The organism is Mycobacterium neumannii (assembly GCF_002245615.1).
GTDB classification, from domain to species: domain Bacteria; phylum Actinomycetota; class Actinomycetes; order Mycobacteriales; family Mycobacteriaceae; genus Mycobacterium; species Mycobacterium neumannii_A.
The window spans coordinates 212,512-228,971 of sequence record NZ_NKCO01000005.1; the positions used below are offsets into that span (position 1 = coordinate 212,512).

Sequence of the window (16,460 nt, forward strand, 5' to 3'; positions counted from 1 at the left end):
ATCAGCGAAAATGCCGATAGTTCCGGCGCCGGAATGCGTAGGCGCGCTTCCACGGGAACGCGTGCAGCGCGGCTCAGGGGTCCGGCGTCACCAGTTGTCGTAGCCGCCTTCGGGACCCAGCATGCGTTCGAGCCGGGTGCGATTGATGCGGGCCAACTCGTTGCGGACGACCTTGCGCTCGGTCTCGATGTCGTTGTGCATCCGGTCGAGCATCGCTGCGAGCACCCGCCCCGCGTCGAAGCCGTTGACGAACATCACGAACCCGAAGCCGAAGTGCTCGAGGTATCGCTTCGACGCTTGACTCAGGCGTTCCATCAGCTCGGGTTGGTCGCACCAGATCGCGCACTGCTCAGCGGCCGACTTCTCGCTGCCCGGTCGCCGCCCGACGTCGGGGTAGGCCTGCAGGATGGTGTCGATGGAGTCCTCGCCGAGGCCGAACAGCAGCGCATCGGCTTCCCGGAACAGCGAGTCGTGGTCGGCGTACGGCCGTCCGCGCGCCAGATCGGCGGCCAGCGGCACGCTGTAACAGCATTCGTACACGGCGTGTACGGCCCTGCGCATCGGCATGGCGTTGAACGCTTCGAGGCCGATCCCCTGATGCATCAACACGACAGCAATGATCGACCGCGAGGGGAACGTCCCGGTTACGCCGTGTTACGGCGAGGAAAAATCAGCGCGCCCGTAAATCGGGCTCAGTGGTCCTTCTGGAACCGCTCGACCGACGCCTGGACTTCGGCCTCGGCCTCGGCGCGACCGACCCAGTCGGCGGCCTTCACATACTTGCCCGGTTCGAGATCCTTGTAGTGCACGAAGAAGTGCTTGATCGCCTCGAGCTCATAGGAAGGCACGTCGCCGAGGTCCTGGATGTGTTCCCAGCGCGGGTCGTCGGCAGGCACGCACAGGACCTTGTCGTCGCCGCCGGCCTCGTCGGTCATCCGGAACATCGCCACCGGCCGCACATCGACGATGCAGCCGGGGAACACGGATTCGGGCAGCAGCACCAGGGCGTCCAGCGGGTCGCCGTCCTCACCGAGGGTGTCCTCGAAGAATCCGTAATCGGTCGGGTAGGCCATCGACGTGTACAGGTAGCGGTCCAGCTTCACCCGGCCGCTCTCGTGGTCCACCTCGTATTTGTTGCGGGAACCCTTGGGGATCTCAATCACTACCTCGAACTGCACGGCCGCGGCTCCTTGCCCTGTGCTCTGGTCTGGGGTCGTCCGGTGATAACGCGGGTCAACCTTAATGGAGGGATACGCTGCTTGTACGGGGGCGGTCCAGGTTGAGCAGGAGGGTTATGCGGCCCAGTCAGTGGCGGCGATCCACGCACGTGGCGGTTTCGGTGGCGGTGTTGCTGCTGGTTGCCGTGGTCGTGGCGGTGGCCGCGATGCTCACCACAGGTCGGTCGACCGAAGCCTCGGCGGGGAAGCCGACGCCGCCGGCCGCGACCGCGAACCCCGGTGTCGTGCCGGTCGCCGACTCGGCGCCCAAGCCTGTCCCGGACCGGCTGGCCGCCAAGCTCGCGCCCGTACTGGCCGACCCGAACCTCGGCGACCTCACCGGCCGGATCACCGACGCGCTGACCGGGGCCGAGTTGTGGGCGCAACGCGCCGACGTGCCGATGCAGCCGGCGTCGACCAACAAGTCGCTGACGGCCGCGGCCGCGCTGCTGACGCTGGACCGCGACGCGCGGTTGACCACCCGCGTGCTGCGCGGCAGCCAGCCCGGGGTGGTGGTGCTCAAAGGTGGCGGAGATCCGACGCTGTCGGCGGCACCGCCCGGTGAGGACACCTGGTACCGCGACGCGGCACGCATCAGCGACCTGGCCGAGCGGGTCCGCGGCAGCGGTATGGAGGTCACCCGGGTGGCGGTCGACGTCAGCACCTACAGCGGACCGACGCTGGCGCCGGGCTGGGATCCGCTCGACATCGACTACGGCGACATCGCGCCGATGGAGTCGGTGATGCTCGACGGCGGCCGCACCCAGCCGGTGAGCTACGACTCGGTGCGTTCGCACACGCCGGCGCTGGATGCCGGGCGAGCGCTGGCGGTGGCGTTGAAGGTCGACCCGGCGACGGTGACCGTGCTGCCGGGCGCGGCCAGCGGTGAGGAGATCGCCGCTGTCGAGTCACCGCCGTTGATCTCGCGGCTACGCGACATGATGTACGCCTCAGACAACGTGATGGCCGAGGCGATCGGCCGTGAGGTCGCCGCGCAGGCGAGCAGGCCGCAGAGTTTCGACGGCGCGACGCGCGCGACGCTGAGCGCGCTCGCCGACGCCGGCATCGACACGGCCGGGGCGCGGCTGCTCGACTCCAGCGGGCTGTCGGTCGACGACCGGCTCACCGCGAAGACGCTCGACGAGGTGGCCCAAGCCGCGGCCGGTGACGAGCATCCGGCGTTGCGACCGCTGGTCGACCTGCTGCCGGTGGCCGGCGGCAGCGGCACCCTGTCCAACCGTTATCTCGAGGGGGCGCACAAGGATTCGGCCGGCTTTCTGCGGGCCAAGACCGGCTCGCTGACCGGCACCAATTCGCTGTCGGGCATCGTCACTGACGAGGACGGACGGGTGCTCACGTTCGCGCTGATCTCCAACAACGCAGGCCCGACTGGACGCATCGCGCTCGACAACGTGGCCGCCACACTGCGAGCCTGCGGGTGCAGCGCGTGAGCCCCTCGACCAAATCCTCGCTGTCGGTCGGTCGCGCCGTCGACTGGGACTTCGCCGCCGCCGTGGGGGAGAAGCTCGCCCGGCCCGGCCCGGCGTCGACCGACTACACGCGCAAGCAGGTGATCGAGCAGTTGGCCGAGGCGTCGCGCTCCGCCGAACTGCCGGTGCGCGAGGTCACCGGTATGACCGAAGGCGGTGAGATCCCCGAGGCCCGAATCGTGGACCGCCCGCAGTGGATTCGCGCGGCCACCAGGTCCATGCGCGTGATGACGGGCGGATCGGACAAGCCGGCCGGTGCCATCAGCGGGCGCATCACGGGTGCGCAGACCGGAGCGGTGCTGGCGTTCATCTCCTCGGGCATCCTCGGCCAGTACGACCCGTTCGGCCCCGGCGGTGGCGAACTGCTGCTGATCTACCCGAACGTGATCGCCGTTGAGCGCCAGTTGCAGGTGCAGCCCTACGACTTCCGGCTGTGGGTCTGCCTGCACGAGGTCACCCACCGGGTGCAGTTCCGCGCCAACCCGTGGCTTGCCGAACACATGTCCGGTGCACTCGCCGTGCTCACCGAAGAAAGCTCCGACGACATCGCCGAGATGGTCTCCAGGCTCGCCTCGTTCGTGCGCAGCCGCCGCGACGAGACGAACGGCGGTGTGGCAGATGTCAATTCGAATGGGATGATCGGGCTGTTGCGGGCAGTGCAGTCCGAACCTCAGCGTGAGGCCCTCGACAAACTGCTCGTGCTCGGCACGCTGCTGGAAGGCCACGCGGACCACGTGATGGACGCCGTCGGTCCCGCTGTGGTGCCGTCGGTCGCCACGATCCGCAAGCGGTTCGACGAGCGTCGTCAGCGCAAACAGTCGCCGCTGCAGCGGGTGGTGCGGATGCTACTGGGCATCGACGCCAAGCTCAGCCAGTACACCCGCGGCAAGGCGTTCGTCGACCACGTGGTGTCCGCTGTCGGCATGGACCGGTTCAACGCCGTGTGGACGGGACCCGAAACACTGCCTCTGCCAGCCGAAATCGACGAGCCTCAACGATGGATCGACAGGGTGCTGTAGCCGGGCTTCGGGCGGCGGTCGAGGCGTTCGACCGCGACTTCGGCATCGGCGACCGCTGGTGCGTCGCTCTGTCTGGAGGCCCCGACTCGCTGGCATTGACCGCGGTCGCGGCGCGGCTCAAACCGACGACCGCCCTGGTCGTCGACCATCAGTTGCAGCCGGACTCCGCCGCCGTGGCGGAGAACGCGCGCAAACAGGGTATGTCTGTGGGATGCGTTGCAGCGCAGGTGATCATTGTCGACGTCGGCACGGTGGGGGGTCCCGAAGCCGCCGCGCGCACCGCGCGATACCGCGCGTTGGACGCGGCGCGGGACGGGATGCCCGTGCTGCTGGGCCACACGCTGGACGACCAGGCCGAGACGGTGCTGCTGGGTTTGGGCCGCGGTTCCGGGCCGCGGTCGATCGCAGGCATGCGGCCGTGGGATCCGCCGTGGGGCCGGCCCCTGCTGGGTGTGCGGCGGGCGGCGACGGAGGCCGCGTGCGTCGAGCTCGGTCTGTCGCCGTGGCAGGACCCGCACAACGCGGAGCGCAGGTTCACCAGGGTTCGCCTGCGTGAGGAGGTGCTACCGCTGCTCGAAGACGTTCTCGGCGGAGGCGTCGCGGAGGCGCTGGCCCGCACCGCAGGCGCGTTGCGCGCCGACACCGACACCCTCGACGAGCTGGCCGACCGCGCACTGACCGGGCTGCGTCGCGACGATGCGCTCGACGGCGACGAGCTCGCTCTTCTCCCAGAAGCACTGCGGCGCAGGGTGATTCGCAGATGGTTGCTCGACGGCGGTGCCGCCGGGCTGACCGACAAGCAGATCCGCGCCGTCGACGCCCTCGTCACGGCGTGGCGAGGCCAGGGCGGGGTCGCGGTCGGATCCCCCCTGCGGAAGCGACGGCTGATCGCGGGCCGCCGGGACGGCATGCTGACCCTGCACACGGAGCCGGTGCGAACCATGAAAAACTGTGCCCGTGCCTGAGCGATCCGCCGAGTTGTATACCGGTGACATCAAGTCGGTGCTGCTGTCGTCCGACGAGATCCAGGCGAAGATCGCCGAGCTCGGCACCCTGATCGGCGAGGAGTACCGCGACACCGTCGCCGAAAACGGCCAAGATCTCCTGCTGGTGACCGTGCTCAAGGGCGCGGTCTTCTTCGTCACGGACCTGGCGCGCGCGATCCCGCTGCCGACGCAGCTGGAGTTCATGGCGGTCAGCTCCTACGGTTCGTCGACGTCGTCGTCCGGTGTGGTGCGCATCCTCAAAGACCTCGACCGCGACATCAACGGCCGCGACGTGCTCATCGTCGAGGACATCGTCGACTCCGGGCTGACCCTGTCGTGGTTGCTGCGCAACCTCGCCACCCGCCACCCCCGCTCGCTGCGGGTATGCGCGCTGCTGCGCAAGCCCGACGCGGTGCGCGCCGACGTCGAGATCGCGCACGTCGGATTCGACATCCCCAACGAGTTCGTCGTCGGCTACGGCCTGGACTACGCCGAGCGTTACCGCGACCTCGACTACATCGGCACGCTGGACCCGAAGGTGTACGAGCAGCACTGAACGGCGCAAGATGAGGGGCATGCGCGAAACAGCCCTTCGCATCTGCCCCCTGTGCGAGGCCACCTGCGGCCTGGTCCTCACCATCGACGACGGTCGCGTCACCGGCGCCCGCGGCGACCGCGACGACGTGTTCAGCCACGGCTTCATCTGCCCGAAGGGCGCCAGCTTCGGCGAACTCGACAACGATCCCGACCGGTTGGCCAGGCCGATGATACGGCGTGACGGTGTGCTGACCGAGGCGACCTGGGAGGAGGCGTTCGCCGCGGCCGCGGAGGGGCTCGGCGGTGTCATCGCCCAGCACGGCGGTGCGGCCGTCGGCGTGTACCTGGGCAATCCGAACGCCCACACCATCGCCGGCGGGTTGTACACGCCGCTGGTCGTGAAGGCGCTGGGCACCCGGCAGGTGTACTCGGCGAGCACCCTCGACCAGATGCCCAAGCACGTCGCGCTGGGCCTGATGTTCGGCAGCCCCGTCGCGTTCACCGTGCCCGACCTCGACCGCACCGACTACCTCGTGATCATCGGCGCAAACCCCCTTGTCTCCAACGGCAGCCTCGCGACCGCCGCCGACTTTCCCGGCAAGCTGCGCGCGCTGCGCAGACGCGGCGGGCGCCTCGTGGTCATCGACCCCGCCCGCACCCGTACCGCCGAACTCGCCGACCGCCACCTGGCTCCGCGGCCCGGCACCGACGCGGCGCTGCTGCTGGGCATCGTGCACGTGCTGTTCGACGAGGACCTCGCCGACCTGAAGGACCTCTTCGGCCACGTCGACGGTGTCGACCTGGTGCGTGCTCTCGCCGCCGACTTCTCACCGGACACGGTCGAGGCGTACTGCGGGGTGCCCGCCGACGACATCCGCACGCTGGCACGCGAACTCGCGGCGGCGCCGTCGGCCGCGGTGTACGGCCGGATCGGCACGTCCACCGTTGAATTCGGCACCTTGGGCAGCTGGCTCGTCGACGTCGTGAACATTCTCACCGGCAACCTGGATCGCCCCGGCGGCGCGATGTTCCCGCAATCGCCGATCGCGCCCGCGGCGCGGCCACCGAAGCGAGGCCGAGGCTTTTCCACCGGGCGTTGGCACAGCCGCGTATCGGGTTATCCCGAAGTGCTGTCGGAGTTTCCGGCTGCGGCGTTGGCCGAGGAGATCGACACCCCCGGCGACGGGCAGATCAAGGCCATGATCACGATCGCGGGCAACCCGGTGCTGTCGGCGCCCGACGGCGATCGACTCGACAAGGCGCTCGACAGCGTCGAGTTCATGCTGAGCATCGACCCGTACCTCAACGAGACCACCCGGCACGCCGACGTCATCCTGCCGCCGCCTCCGCCGTCGCGCAGCGCGCACTTCGACGTCGCGCTCAACGGCCTGGCGGTGCGCAACAACGCGCGGTACTCACCGCCCGCGCTCCCGCTGACCGACCGACCGGACGAAGCCGAGATCCTCGCGCGCATCGCCCTGATCCTCTACGGTCTGGGCCCCGGCGCCGATCCGATGCTGGTCGACGATCAGGTGATCGCCGCAACGCTGGCCAAGGAGACCGCCGACCCCGACTCGCCGGTCGCCGGGCGATCCGTCGACGAGATGACCGCAATGCTGCCGACGGCTCCCGGCTACGAACGGCGCCTCGACATGATGCTGCGCCTCGGTGCCTACGGAGATGCGTTCGGAGCCAATTCCGACGGCCTCACTCTGGGCAAGCTCAAGGCCGCACCGCACGGCATCGACCTCGGTCCGCTGCGTCCGCGCCTGGCCGAGGTGCTGCGGACGCCGTCCGGGCGGATCGAACTCGCACCGCCCGAGTTGACCGCCGACGTCGCGCGGCTGCGGGATGCGCTCGGTGTGCGCGCCGACGGGTTCGTGCTCATCGGGCGACGGCACCTGCGTTCCAACAACAGCTGGATGCACAACCTGCCCGCGCTTTCGGGCGGGTCCAACCAGTGCACGCTGCGGATCCATCCCGACGACGCCGCCGAGCTCGGCCTCACCGACACGGCCGTCGTCAAGGGGCCGGGAGGTGAGCTGCTGGCGCCGGTCGAGATCACGCCCGAGATGCGGCGGGGCGTGGTGTCGTTACCGCACGGCTGGGGCCACGATCGCGACGGCACGGGTCAACGGGTGGCGGCCGGTGCGCCGGGCGTGAACGTCAACCAGCTCAACGACGGCAACCGTCTGGATCCGCTGTCGGGGACCGCGGTGCTCAACGGGATCCCGGTGGATATTGCGCCCGCGGGTTAGGTCAGCTCGTAGACCACGGTGACGTTGAAGCCGACGGCCTGCTGGCCCGGCTCGAACGGCACCGTCGCCATTTCCGCGGCCTGCCCGCGCGGACCCGGATACGGCGTCGGGGGCGACGAGGAAGGCACCTCGGATATCGAGAGGACCTTGCCGAGGTCCAATTCGGCCAGCAGCGCGTACTGTTCGGCGCGGCTCTTGGCGTCGTTGAAGGCCCGGGCGCGCGCTTCGCGCACCAGTTGTGAGTCGTCCTCGATTGCGAGGGTGACGTTGTTGATCCTCGTCGCGTTGCCGCCCCTGCTCGCGATGATCCCGAACACCTGTGGCGCCGTGTTGAGCGCGCGGACCTTGATGTCGATCGTGTTCGTCGCCCGGTAGCCATTGATGGTCGTGGTGTCGCCGCCGGCGTACTGCGGCTGCACGCTCACCTCGGAGGTGTTGATGTCCTTGCGGTCGATGCCCGAGTCGACGAGCGCGTCGATGACACCGCGCTGCAGTTGGCTGGTCTGGTTCAGGGCGCCGGCGGCGTCGGCGGCGACGACCTCCATCCCCGCGTTGATCGTCAGTGTGTCGGGTGTGCCGAGCACCTCACCGGAGCCGACGACCGTCACCTGGCGTTGTGTGCTGTTGTCGTCGTTGGTGAGGACGGGGGCGGCCGTCGCGTCACAGCCCGAGAGCAGGGCGATCAACCCGGCCGCCGCGGCCGCGAGGATTCGGGTGGGCGTCTTCGCCCGGGCAGCGATTGGCATGGCTGGCACCCTACCGTCAGGGGGTCACCATGATCTTGCAGTGCGTGTCGGGGTCGGCGAGTTCGTCGAACGCGGCGCCGACGCCTTCTAGTCCCACCTCGCCGGTGATCAGCGGCGAGACATCGATTCGCCCGTCGGCGATGGCGCGCAACGTCTCCGCGAACTCGTTGTGGTCATAGGAGTTGACGAACTGGACGTTGATCTCCTTGGCGATGCCGAACAACGGCGTGACCGTGTCGGGCTGCATGCACACTCCGGCCACCACCAGGCGGCTGCCCAACGGAGCCCTGCGCATCACGTCGTCGATGATCCCGGGGATGCCGACGGCCTCGAAGGTCACCGCGGGTGTCGCGCCGTCGAACGGAGAACCCTGCGCGGGATCGAGGGTCACGTGCGCGCCCATCGTCGCGGCGAGTTCCCGCCGGCGCACCGAGAAGTCCGCCGCCGCAACGTGTTCGATGCCCTTGAGGCGCAGGGCGGCGATGATCGCGATGCCGATCGGACCGCAGCCGATCACCAGCGCGGCCTCGCCGGGGGCGATGTTGGATTTGTTGACGGCGTGCAACCCGACGGCCAACGGTTCGGTCAGCGCGGCGTGCCGAGGGTCGACACCGTCGGGCACGCTCAGCAGTAGCGGCACCGACAGCAGCATCCTCTCGGCGTATCCACCGAGCACGGTGTTGCTGGACATGATCGGCTCGAAGCCCTTGGGCGACAACAATACCGGTAGCGACGTGACAAGAGTTCCTGCAGCGGGCGCATCGGTGCCCGGACCGGCCTCGAGGATTTCAGCGCTGAATTCGTGGCCCATGAACACGTCATTGCCGAGGTCGACGGGCAGGCCACCTTGCACCGGCATACCGGTGATCTCGCGAGTCAGCCGCACCATCTGGTCGCCGTGTTTGGCGAAGTGCAGATCCGAACCGCAGATCCCGCAAGCCTTGACCGCGACCAGCACCTGACCCTCTTGGGGAACCGGTTCGGGCACGTCGTCGCGGACCACCATCTGTCCGCCTCGCAGTACGGCAGCGCGCATTCACCAATCCAATCGGTTCAAGAACCCCAGCAACGCGGCGTTGACCGCCGCGGGCCGCTCCTGCGGCAGCCAGTGCCCCCCGTCGATCATCACCTCGCGGTAGTCGCCCGAAACCACCTCGCGGGCGCGGTCCCGCCGGGCGAAGGCCTGGGTCGGATCCTCTGTGGCGCCGACGAACAACGCAGGCACGCCGATGGTCGTCGCCGGGGTGTTCGCCGTCAGCTCCCAGTTGCGGTCGAAGCAGCGGTACCAGTTGAGCGCACCGGTGAAGCCCGTGCGGGTGAACTCCTCGACGTAGTGGTCGAGTTCGCGCTCGTTGATCCAGTCGGGCAGGCCGTCGGGCTCGGGGATACGGGACAAGAGCCCAGCCGGTCCCTGCGCGATCATCCGGTCGCCGACGAGTCCGCCCTTCGACGAGGCCGTCGACGCGAGCAGCTTGCGGATCGACGTGGCGGGGTCTCGGTTGAGCTCCGCGTCGGCCGGACCCGGCTCCTGGAAGTAGAGGATGTAGAAGAACTTCTCGCCGAAGATGCGCCGGAACGCCTGCGTCGTGGGCACCCGCGAGCGCGGCACCGGCGGTGTGCAGACACCGACTACCCCGGCGAAGCGGTCCGGATGCAGCAGCGGCGAAGCCCACGCCACCACCCCGCCGAAGTCGTGGCCGACGATGACCGCGCGGTCGGCGCCGACGTCGTCGAGCAGGCCGACGATGTCGGCGCTCAGCTCCACGATGGTGTAGGCGTCGACGGCCTCGGGTTTGGACGACTGCCCGTAGCCGCGCTGATCGGGAGCGAGCACGTGATAGCCCGCCTTGGCCAATGCGGGCAGCTGGTGGCGCCAGGAGAACCCCAGTTCGGGAAAACCGTGGGCGAGTACCACCAGCGGAGCGCCCGGTTCGCCCGCCTCGAGCACACGCAGGTGGACGCCGTTGGTGTCGACGAACCGCTCGGTCCAGGTGATCACGATCCCCACCCAAGCACAGTCCTGGGCGCGCGAGTGTGTAGTTGAAGCACGCCGCCGCGGCCGGCAGCGTGCGGGTAACCCACGTTCGCCGGGACGTCGGGAGAACCGTCGGGAACCTTGGTTCGTTGGTCTAGCGGTAGCCTGAACTATTCCAACCGCGTACTTGTTGGAGAGGTTTCGACGGCTTGAAAAGGCATTGGAAGGCAGGAGTGGTCGCTGACGGCCGGGGACAACGGCCCGCCACGCGGCCGGACGACGACGGATAGTTGATGAATCGGAAAAATGTCATCCGCACGCTGAGCGTGATAGCGGTCGTGCTGTTGCTGGGGTGGTCCTTCTACTACTTCAGCGACGACACGCGGGGTTACAAGCCCATCGACACGTCGGTGGCGGTCGCCCAGATCACCGGCGACAACGTCAAGAGCGCGCAGATCGACGACCGGGAACAGCAGCTGCGGCTCGAACTCAAGAGCGGCAACGGCGACACCGAGAACAGCGACAAGATCCTCACCAAGTATCCGACCGGGTACGGGGTCACGCTGTTCGAGGCGCTTCAGGACAAGAACGTCAAGACCAACACGGTCGTCAACCAGGGCAGCATGCTCGGCTCGCTGCTGATCTACCTGCTGCCGCTGTTGCTGCTGGTCGGACTGTTCGTGATGTTCTCCCGCATGCAGACCGGCGGCCGGATGGGCTTCGGGTTCGGCAAGTCCAAAGCCAAGATGCTCAACAAGGACATGCCGAGCACCACCTTCGCCGACGTCGCCGGCGTCGACGAGGCCGTCGAAGAGCTCTACGAGATCAAGGACTTCCTGCAGAACCCGTCGCGGTATCAGGCGCTGGGCGCCAAGATCCCCAAGGGCGTGTTGCTGTTCGGCCCGCCCGGCACCGGTAAGACGCTGCTGGCGCGCGCCGTGGCCGGCGAGGCCGGGGTGCCGTTCTTCACGATCTCGGGCTCGGACTTCGTCGAGATGTTTGTCGGCGTCGGCGCCTCCCGCGTGCGCGACCTGTTCGAGCAGGCCAAGCAGAACAGCCCCTGCATCATCTTCGTCGACGAGATCGACGCCGTCGGCCGTCAGCGCGGCGCCGGCCTGGGCGGTGGCCACGACGAACGCGAGCAGACACTCAACCAGCTGCTGGTCGAGATGGACGGCTTCGGCGACCGTCAGGGCGTCATCCTGATCGCGGCCACGAACCGGCCCGACATCCTCGACCCGGCCCTGCTGCGACCGGGCCGCTTCGACCGCCAGATCCCGGTCTCCAACCCCGACCTTGCCGGCCGTCGCGCCGTGCTCAAGGTGCACTCCGCGGGTAAGCCGATCGCCCCCGACGCCGACCTCGACGGGCTGGCCAAGCGCACCGTCGGCATGTCCGGCGCCGACCTGGCCAACGTCATCAACGAGGCCGCACTGCTGACCGCCCGCGAGAACGGCACGGTGATCACCGGCCCGGCGCTGGAGGAGGCCGTCGACCGCGTCGTGGGCGGGCCCCGGCGTAAGAGCCGCATCATCAGCGAGCAGGAGAAGAAGATCACCGCCTATCACGAGGGCGGGCACACGCTCGCCGCGTGGGCGATGCCGGACATCGACCCGATCTACAAGGTGACGATCCTGGCCCGCGGCCGCACCGGCGGCCACGCAATGGCGGTCCCCGAGGACGACAAGGGCCTGATGACCCGCTCGGAGATGATCGCGCGGCTGGTGTTCGCGATGGGTGGACGCGCGGCCGAGGAACTGGTGTTCCGGGAGCCGACCACCGGCGCGGTGTCCGACATCGAGCAGGCCACCAAGATCGCCCGCGCGATGGTCACCGAGTACGGCATGAGCTCCAAGCTCGGCGCGGTGCGCTACGGCACCGAGCACGGCGATCCGTTCCTGGGCCGCACCATGGGCACCCAGGCTGACTACAGCCACGAGGTCGCTCAAATCATCGACGACGAGATTCGCAAGCTCATCGAGGCCGCCCACACCGAGGCCTGGGAGATCCTGACCGAGTACCGCGACGTGCTCGACACCCTCGCCGGCGAGCTGTTGGAGAAGGAGACGCTGCACCGCCGTGAGCTCGAGGAGATCTTCGGCGACGTGAAGAAGCGCCCGCGGCTGACCATGTTCGACGACTTCGGCGGGCGGGTGCCATCCGACAAGCCGCCGATCAAGACCCCTGGCGAGCTGGCGATCGAGCGCGGCGAGGAATGGCCGAAACCGGTGCCCGAACCCGCGTTCAAGGCCGCGATCGCCGCGGCCACCAAGGCCGCCGAAGCCACCAAGGTGGCCGAGGGCGGGCCCAACGGCGCCAACGGCAGCGGTAACGGTTCCTCCGGTCCGACACAGCCGGACTACGGCGCCCCCGCGGGATGGCACGCACCGGGCTGGCCGCCGCCGCCACAGCAGCAGCAACAGCCCCCCGTCCAGCAGCCGCACGGCTACTGGTATCCGCCGCCGCACCAGGGTTGGCAACAGCAGCAGCCCTATCCGCCGTATCCGGCGTATCCGCAGCAGGGGCCACCGCAGCAACAGGGTGGGCCACCCCAACCGCACGAGGACAAGGGTCAGGACAACAGCCGGCGTAACGGCTGACAGACCGACCGGCTCACAGGAGGCTCCATTGGCGCAGTCCCAGCACAACTCTGTCACCTTCAGCCCCGCGAACTTCGACCAGGCGCGCGCTGAGGCGGCGGTCCGCGAACTGCTGCTCGCGGTGGGGGAGGACCCAAACCGGCACGGCCTGGAGTCCACGCCCGCGCGGGTCGCGCGGGCGTACAAGGAGCTGTTCGCCGGCCTCTACATCGATCCGGATTCGGTGCTGGACACCACCTTCGACGAGCAGCACGACGAGCTTGTGTTGGTCAAGCAGATCCCGATGTACTCGACGTGCGAACACCACCTGGTGTCGTTCCACGGCGTCGCGCACGTGGGCTACATCCCAGGCCAGGACGGCCGCGTCACCGGGTTGTCCAAGATCGCCCGGCTGGTCGATCTCTACGCCAAGCGACCGCAGGTGCAGGAACGGCTCACCGGTCAGATCGCGGACGCGATGATGCGCAAACTCGATCCGCGGGGTGTGATCGTCGTGGTCGAGGCCGAGCACCTGTGCATGGCGATGCGTGGGGTGCGCAAGCCGGGCGCGGTGACGACCACATCGGCCGTGCGCGGACAGTTCAAGGTCGACGCGGCATCGAGGGCCGAGGCGCTGGACCTGATATTGCGCAAGTGAACTCGACACGGGTGCGAGTCATGGGGGTCGTGAACGTCACCGACGACTCCTTCTCCGACGGAGGGCTGTTCCTCGACCGCGACCGCGCTGTAGAGCACGGGCTCGAGCTGGTCGGCCAAGGCGCTGCGATCGTCGACGTGGGCGGTGAGTCCACTCGCCCCGGGGCGACGCGCATCGACCCCGACGTCGAGAAATCGCGGGTGTGCCCGGTCATCAGGGAGCTCGCCGCCCACGGTGTCACCGTCAGCATCGACACCATGCACGCCGACGTCGCGCGCGCCGCGCTCGAGAACGGCGCCCACATCGTCAACGACGTCTCCGGCGGCCGCGCGGACCCGGACATGGCGCCGTTGCTCGCCGACGCGAAAGTGCCGTGGGTGCTGATGCATTGGCGCTCGGTGGGCGCGGACCGGCCGCACGCGGTGCCCGCCTATCGGAACGTGGTCGACGAGGTCCGGACCGAACTGCTCGCCAGTGTGGACGCCGCGGTGGCCGCCGGCGTCGACGCGGCCAATGTCATCATCGATCCGGGGCTGGGCTTCGCCAAGACGGGCGACCACAACTGGGCGCTGTTGCGTGCGCTGCCCGAATTCGTGGCCACCGGCATCCCGGTGTTGGTCGGCGCGTCGCGCAAACGCTTCCTCGGAACGCTGCTCGCGGACTCCGAGGGACAACCGCGGCCGCCGGACGGGCGGGAGACCGCGACGGCGGTGATCTCGGCGCTGGCGGGTCTGCACGGCGCCTGGGGCGTGCGGGTGCACGATGTGCGCGCCTCGGTCGACGCGGTCAAGGTGTTGGAGGCGTGGTCGCATGGCTGACCGAATCGAGTTGCGGGGCTTGCGAGTTCGCGGCTATCACGGCGTCTACGAGCACGAGCGTCGCGACGGCCAGGACTTCATCGTCGACATCACGGTTTGGATCGACCTCGCGGCCGCGGCGGCCAGTGACGACCTCGCCGACACCCTGGACTACGGCGCGTTGGCGCAGCGGGCGGCCGACGTCATCGCCGGACCGCCGCGGGACCTGATCGAGACGGTGGCCGCCGAGATCGCCGAGGGCGTCATGGAAGACGAGCGAGTGCATGCCGTCGAGGTGGTCCTGCATAAGCCCGCCGCACCGATCCCGCTGGCGTTCTCCGACGTCGCGGTCGTCGCGCGTCGTTCGCGGCGCGGTCGGGGTGGCCCTTGACCACCGCGGTTCTGTCGATCGGGTCGAATCTCGGCGACCGGCTGGCGATGCTTCGGTCGGTCGCCGACGGGCTCGGCGGTGCGCTGCGCGCGGCGTCGCCGGTGTACGAGACCGCGCCGTGGGGCGGTGTCGAGCAGGGGCCGTTCCTCAACGCCGTCCTCATCGCCGAGGATCCGGCGCTCGACGGCCACGGTTGGCTACGGCGCGCCCACGACTTCGAACGAGCCGCCGAGCGGGTGCGCGAACAGCGGTGGGGCCCGCGCACGCTCGACGTCGACATCGTGACCTGCCGAACCGGGGGACGTGAGCTGATCTCGCAGGACGCCGAGCTGACTCTGCCCCATCCGCGTGCCCATGAACGCGCGTTCGTGCTGGTGCCGTGGCTGGCGGTGGAACCGGACGCGGCGCTGACGGTCGCAGGCGAGCCGCGCCGGGTCGACGAACTGCTCTCGGCGCTCGAAACGGCCGAACGCGAAGGCGTCCACCGCACCGAGTTGGTGTTGCGCTGATGGGGCCGACGCGCAAGCGCGACCTCGCGGCCGCTGCGGTGCTCACCGCTGTCGTCGGCTATTTGCTCGTGCTGGCGTCGTACCGATGGTTCCCGCCGATAACCCTGTGGACGGGTGTCTCGCTGCTGGCCGTAGCGATCGCCGAAGCGGGCTGGGCGTTCCACGTGCGAGCCAAGATCAACGACGGTGAGATCGGCGTGGGATCCGGCCGGCTGAACCCCCTCGCGGTGGCGAGGTCGGTGGTGATCGCCAAGGCCTCGGCATGGGTTGGCGCGCTGGTGTTCGGTTGGTGGTTGGCCGTCCTGGTCTATCTGTTGCCGCGTCGCTCCACTCTGCGCGTCGCCGCCGAGGACACCGCGGGCGCCGCGGTGGCCGCCGGGTGTGCACTGGCTCTGGTGGTTGCTGCGCTGTGGTTGCAGCATTGCTGCAAGTCGCCGGGTGAGCCGCCGGAGAACCCCAATGGGGCAACGGATTAACGAAGTTCGGCCGACGCGAGAACGAATCGCCGACGAGGCGACACGCGGAGTGACCTGTGACAGGTACAGTCGCCCCCATGACCGATCCGACCCGCAGCGCACGCTATCGGCGTGCCGGCCGCAGGCCGGGTTGGATGCTGTTGACCGCGTTGCTGGTGCTGGCGATCGCGGCCAGCTCCGCCCTGGTGTTCACCGATCGGGTGGAGCTGCTCAAGCTGGCGGTCATCCTGGCGTTGTGGGCGGCGGTGGTCGCGGCGTTCGTCTCGGTCATCTACCGACGGCAGAGCGATGTCGACCAGGCCAAGGTGCGCGACCTCAAGCTCGTCTACGACCTGCAGCTGGACCGTGAGATCTCGGCGCGGCGCGAATACGAGCTGTCGTTGGAGACGCAACTGCGCCGCGAACTGGAAGCCGAGGTGCGCGCCCAGGCCGCCGACGAGATGGCGACGTTGCGGGCGGAACTGTCCGCGCTGCGCGCCAACCTGGAGATCCTCTTCGATGCGGACCTGTCGCACCGGCCCGCCATCGAGCCCGAGCGCACGACGGTGCGCGCCTACAGCGACTGGGCGCGGGATTCGGAGACCACGGGACGCGTCAGCAGCAGCCGCATCGACGAATACCGGCCCGACATCGAAGAGAGGACCGAGGAAAGTCCGATCATCGATGTGCCCGCCGAACCCCAACCGCCGGAATTCGATTGGCAGCCCACCGCCGAGCGCGGTGGGGCGCACCGCAGGGCCGGCGACGCCGACTGGGGTCGCCAGTCGGCCGAGGAGCCGAGCTCGTGGTCACCGCCGCCACCGCCGCCGCCACCCCCGCCGC

General features: G+C 69.0%; 17 protein-coding genes. 12 read left to right on the forward strand and 5 right to left on the reverse strand.

All coding sequences use genetic code 11. The annotated features are described in order from the left end of the window. Window positions 1-87: 87 nt before the first annotated feature. Both CEX88_RS09210 and CEX88_RS09215 read right to left on the reverse strand, forming a co-directional pair. On the reverse strand, window positions 88-603 hold the full coding sequence (locus CEX88_RS09210; protein WP_066847251.1) for a 2-oxo-4-hydroxy-4-carboxy-5-ureidoimidazoline decarboxylase: 516 nt from the start codon (window positions 601-603) through the stop codon (window positions 88-90). An 89-nt stretch (window positions 604-692) separates the two neighbouring features. Then, on the reverse strand, window positions 693-1,178 hold the full coding sequence (locus CEX88_RS09215) for an inorganic diphosphatase (protein WP_064399302.1): 486 nt from the start codon (window positions 1,176-1,178) through the stop codon (window positions 693-695). 116 nt (window positions 1,179-1,294) lie between these two features. Between CEX88_RS09215 and dacB the strand changes: the two genes are divergently transcribed. Genes dacB through CEX88_RS09240 form a run of 5 tightly spaced genes read left to right on the forward strand, consistent with a single transcriptional unit; the run spans window position 1,295 to window position 7,507 of the window. After that, a complete protein-coding gene (gene dacB, locus CEX88_RS09220; RefSeq protein ID WP_066847102.1) occupies window positions 1,295-2,668 on the forward strand; it encodes a D-alanyl-D-alanine carboxypeptidase/D-alanyl-D-alanine endopeptidase in 1,374 nt (457 codons plus the stop codon). Next, the gene (locus CEX88_RS09225; protein WP_420799205.1) at window positions 2,665-3,726 is read left to right on the forward strand and encodes a zinc-dependent metalloprotease; all 1,062 of its coding nucleotides are present in this window, start codon (window positions 2,665-2,667) and stop codon (window positions 3,724-3,726) included. Before dacB ends, CEX88_RS09225 begins: the two co-directional genes overlap by 4 nt. Then, the gene (gene tilS / locus CEX88_RS09230) at window positions 3,705-4,691 is read left to right on the forward strand and encodes a tRNA lysidine(34) synthetase TilS (RefSeq protein ID WP_094293237.1); all 987 of its coding nucleotides are present in this window, start codon (window positions 3,705-3,707) and stop codon (window positions 4,689-4,691) included. Before CEX88_RS09225 ends, tilS begins: the two co-directional genes overlap by 22 nt. After that, a complete protein-coding gene (gene hpt / locus CEX88_RS09235; RefSeq protein WP_066847108.1) occupies window positions 4,678-5,268 on the forward strand; it encodes a hypoxanthine phosphoribosyltransferase in 591 nt (196 codons plus the stop codon). Before tilS ends, hpt begins: the two co-directional genes overlap by 14 nt. A gap of 19 nt (window positions 5,269-5,287) precedes the next feature. Continuing rightward, window positions 5,288-7,507 carry a molybdopterin-dependent oxidoreductase gene (locus tag CEX88_RS09240; protein ID WP_094293238.1) on the forward strand — a complete coding sequence of 740 codons (2,220 nt, stop codon included), beginning with the start codon at window positions 5,288-5,290 and terminating at the stop codon, window positions 7,505-7,507. On the opposite strand, the gene CEX88_RS09245 is transcribed toward CEX88_RS09240, so the two are convergent. The 3 genes from CEX88_RS09245 to CEX88_RS09255 are packed head-to-tail and all read right to left on the reverse strand — an operon-like array spanning window position 7,504 to window position 10,255. After that, window positions 7,504-8,253, reverse strand: a complete 750-nt coding sequence (locus CEX88_RS09245; RefSeq protein ID WP_094293239.1) for an SIMPL domain-containing protein — start codon at window positions 8,251-8,253, stop codon at window positions 7,504-7,506. The genes CEX88_RS09240 and CEX88_RS09245 overlap by 4 nt on opposite strands. Window positions 8,254-8,269: 16 nt before the next feature. After that, on the reverse strand, window positions 8,270-9,289 hold the full coding sequence (locus tag CEX88_RS09250) for a zinc-binding dehydrogenase (protein WP_066847114.1): 1,020 nt from the start codon (window positions 9,287-9,289) through the stop codon (window positions 8,270-8,272). Next, the gene (locus CEX88_RS09255) at window positions 9,290-10,255 is read right to left on the reverse strand and encodes an alpha/beta fold hydrolase (protein WP_420799208.1); all 966 of its coding nucleotides are present in this window, start codon (window positions 10,253-10,255) and stop codon (window positions 9,290-9,292) included. A 266-nt stretch (window positions 10,256-10,521) separates the two neighbouring features. On the opposite strand from CEX88_RS09255, the gene ftsH reads away from it, so the two are divergent. The 7 genes from ftsH to CEX88_RS09290 all read left to right on the forward strand — a co-directional run. Further along, a complete protein-coding gene (ftsH, locus tag CEX88_RS09260; protein ID WP_094293240.1) occupies window positions 10,522-12,828 on the forward strand; it encodes an ATP-dependent zinc metalloprotease FtsH in 2,307 nt (768 codons plus the stop codon). Window positions 12,829-12,856: 28 nt separating this feature from the next. Beyond that, complete coding sequence (gene folE / locus CEX88_RS09265; protein WP_066847126.1) at window positions 12,857-13,465, forward strand: GTP cyclohydrolase I FolE; 609 nt, start codon at window positions 12,857-12,859, stop codon at window positions 13,463-13,465. A gap of 20 nt (window positions 13,466-13,485) precedes the next feature. Continuing rightward, window positions 13,486-14,283, forward strand: a complete 798-nt coding sequence (gene folP / locus CEX88_RS09270) for a dihydropteroate synthase (RefSeq protein ID WP_066847128.1) — start codon at window positions 13,486-13,488, stop codon at window positions 14,281-14,283. Beyond that, window positions 14,276-14,653 carry a dihydroneopterin aldolase gene (gene folB, locus CEX88_RS09275; protein WP_066847132.1) on the forward strand — a complete coding sequence of 126 codons (378 nt, stop codon included), beginning with the start codon at window positions 14,276-14,278 and terminating at the stop codon, window positions 14,651-14,653. Before folP ends, folB begins: the two co-directional genes overlap by 8 nt. Next, window positions 14,650-15,162 carry a 2-amino-4-hydroxy-6-hydroxymethyldihydropteridine diphosphokinase gene (folK, locus tag CEX88_RS09280; protein WP_066847134.1) on the forward strand — a complete coding sequence of 171 codons (513 nt, stop codon included), beginning with the start codon at window positions 14,650-14,652 and terminating at the stop codon, window positions 15,160-15,162. The genes folB and folK overlap by 4 nt, the downstream gene beginning before the upstream one ends. After that, the gene (locus CEX88_RS09285) at window positions 15,162-15,638 is read left to right on the forward strand and encodes a DUF3180 domain-containing protein (protein WP_094293241.1); all 477 of its coding nucleotides are present in this window, start codon (window positions 15,162-15,164) and stop codon (window positions 15,636-15,638) included. The genes folK and CEX88_RS09285 overlap by 1 nt, the downstream gene beginning before the upstream one ends. 77 nt (window positions 15,639-15,715) lie before the next feature. After that, on the forward strand, window positions 15,716-16,460 hold a 745-nt coding region (locus CEX88_RS09290; RefSeq protein ID WP_338016223.1), incomplete at its 3' end, for a DUF6779 domain-containing protein.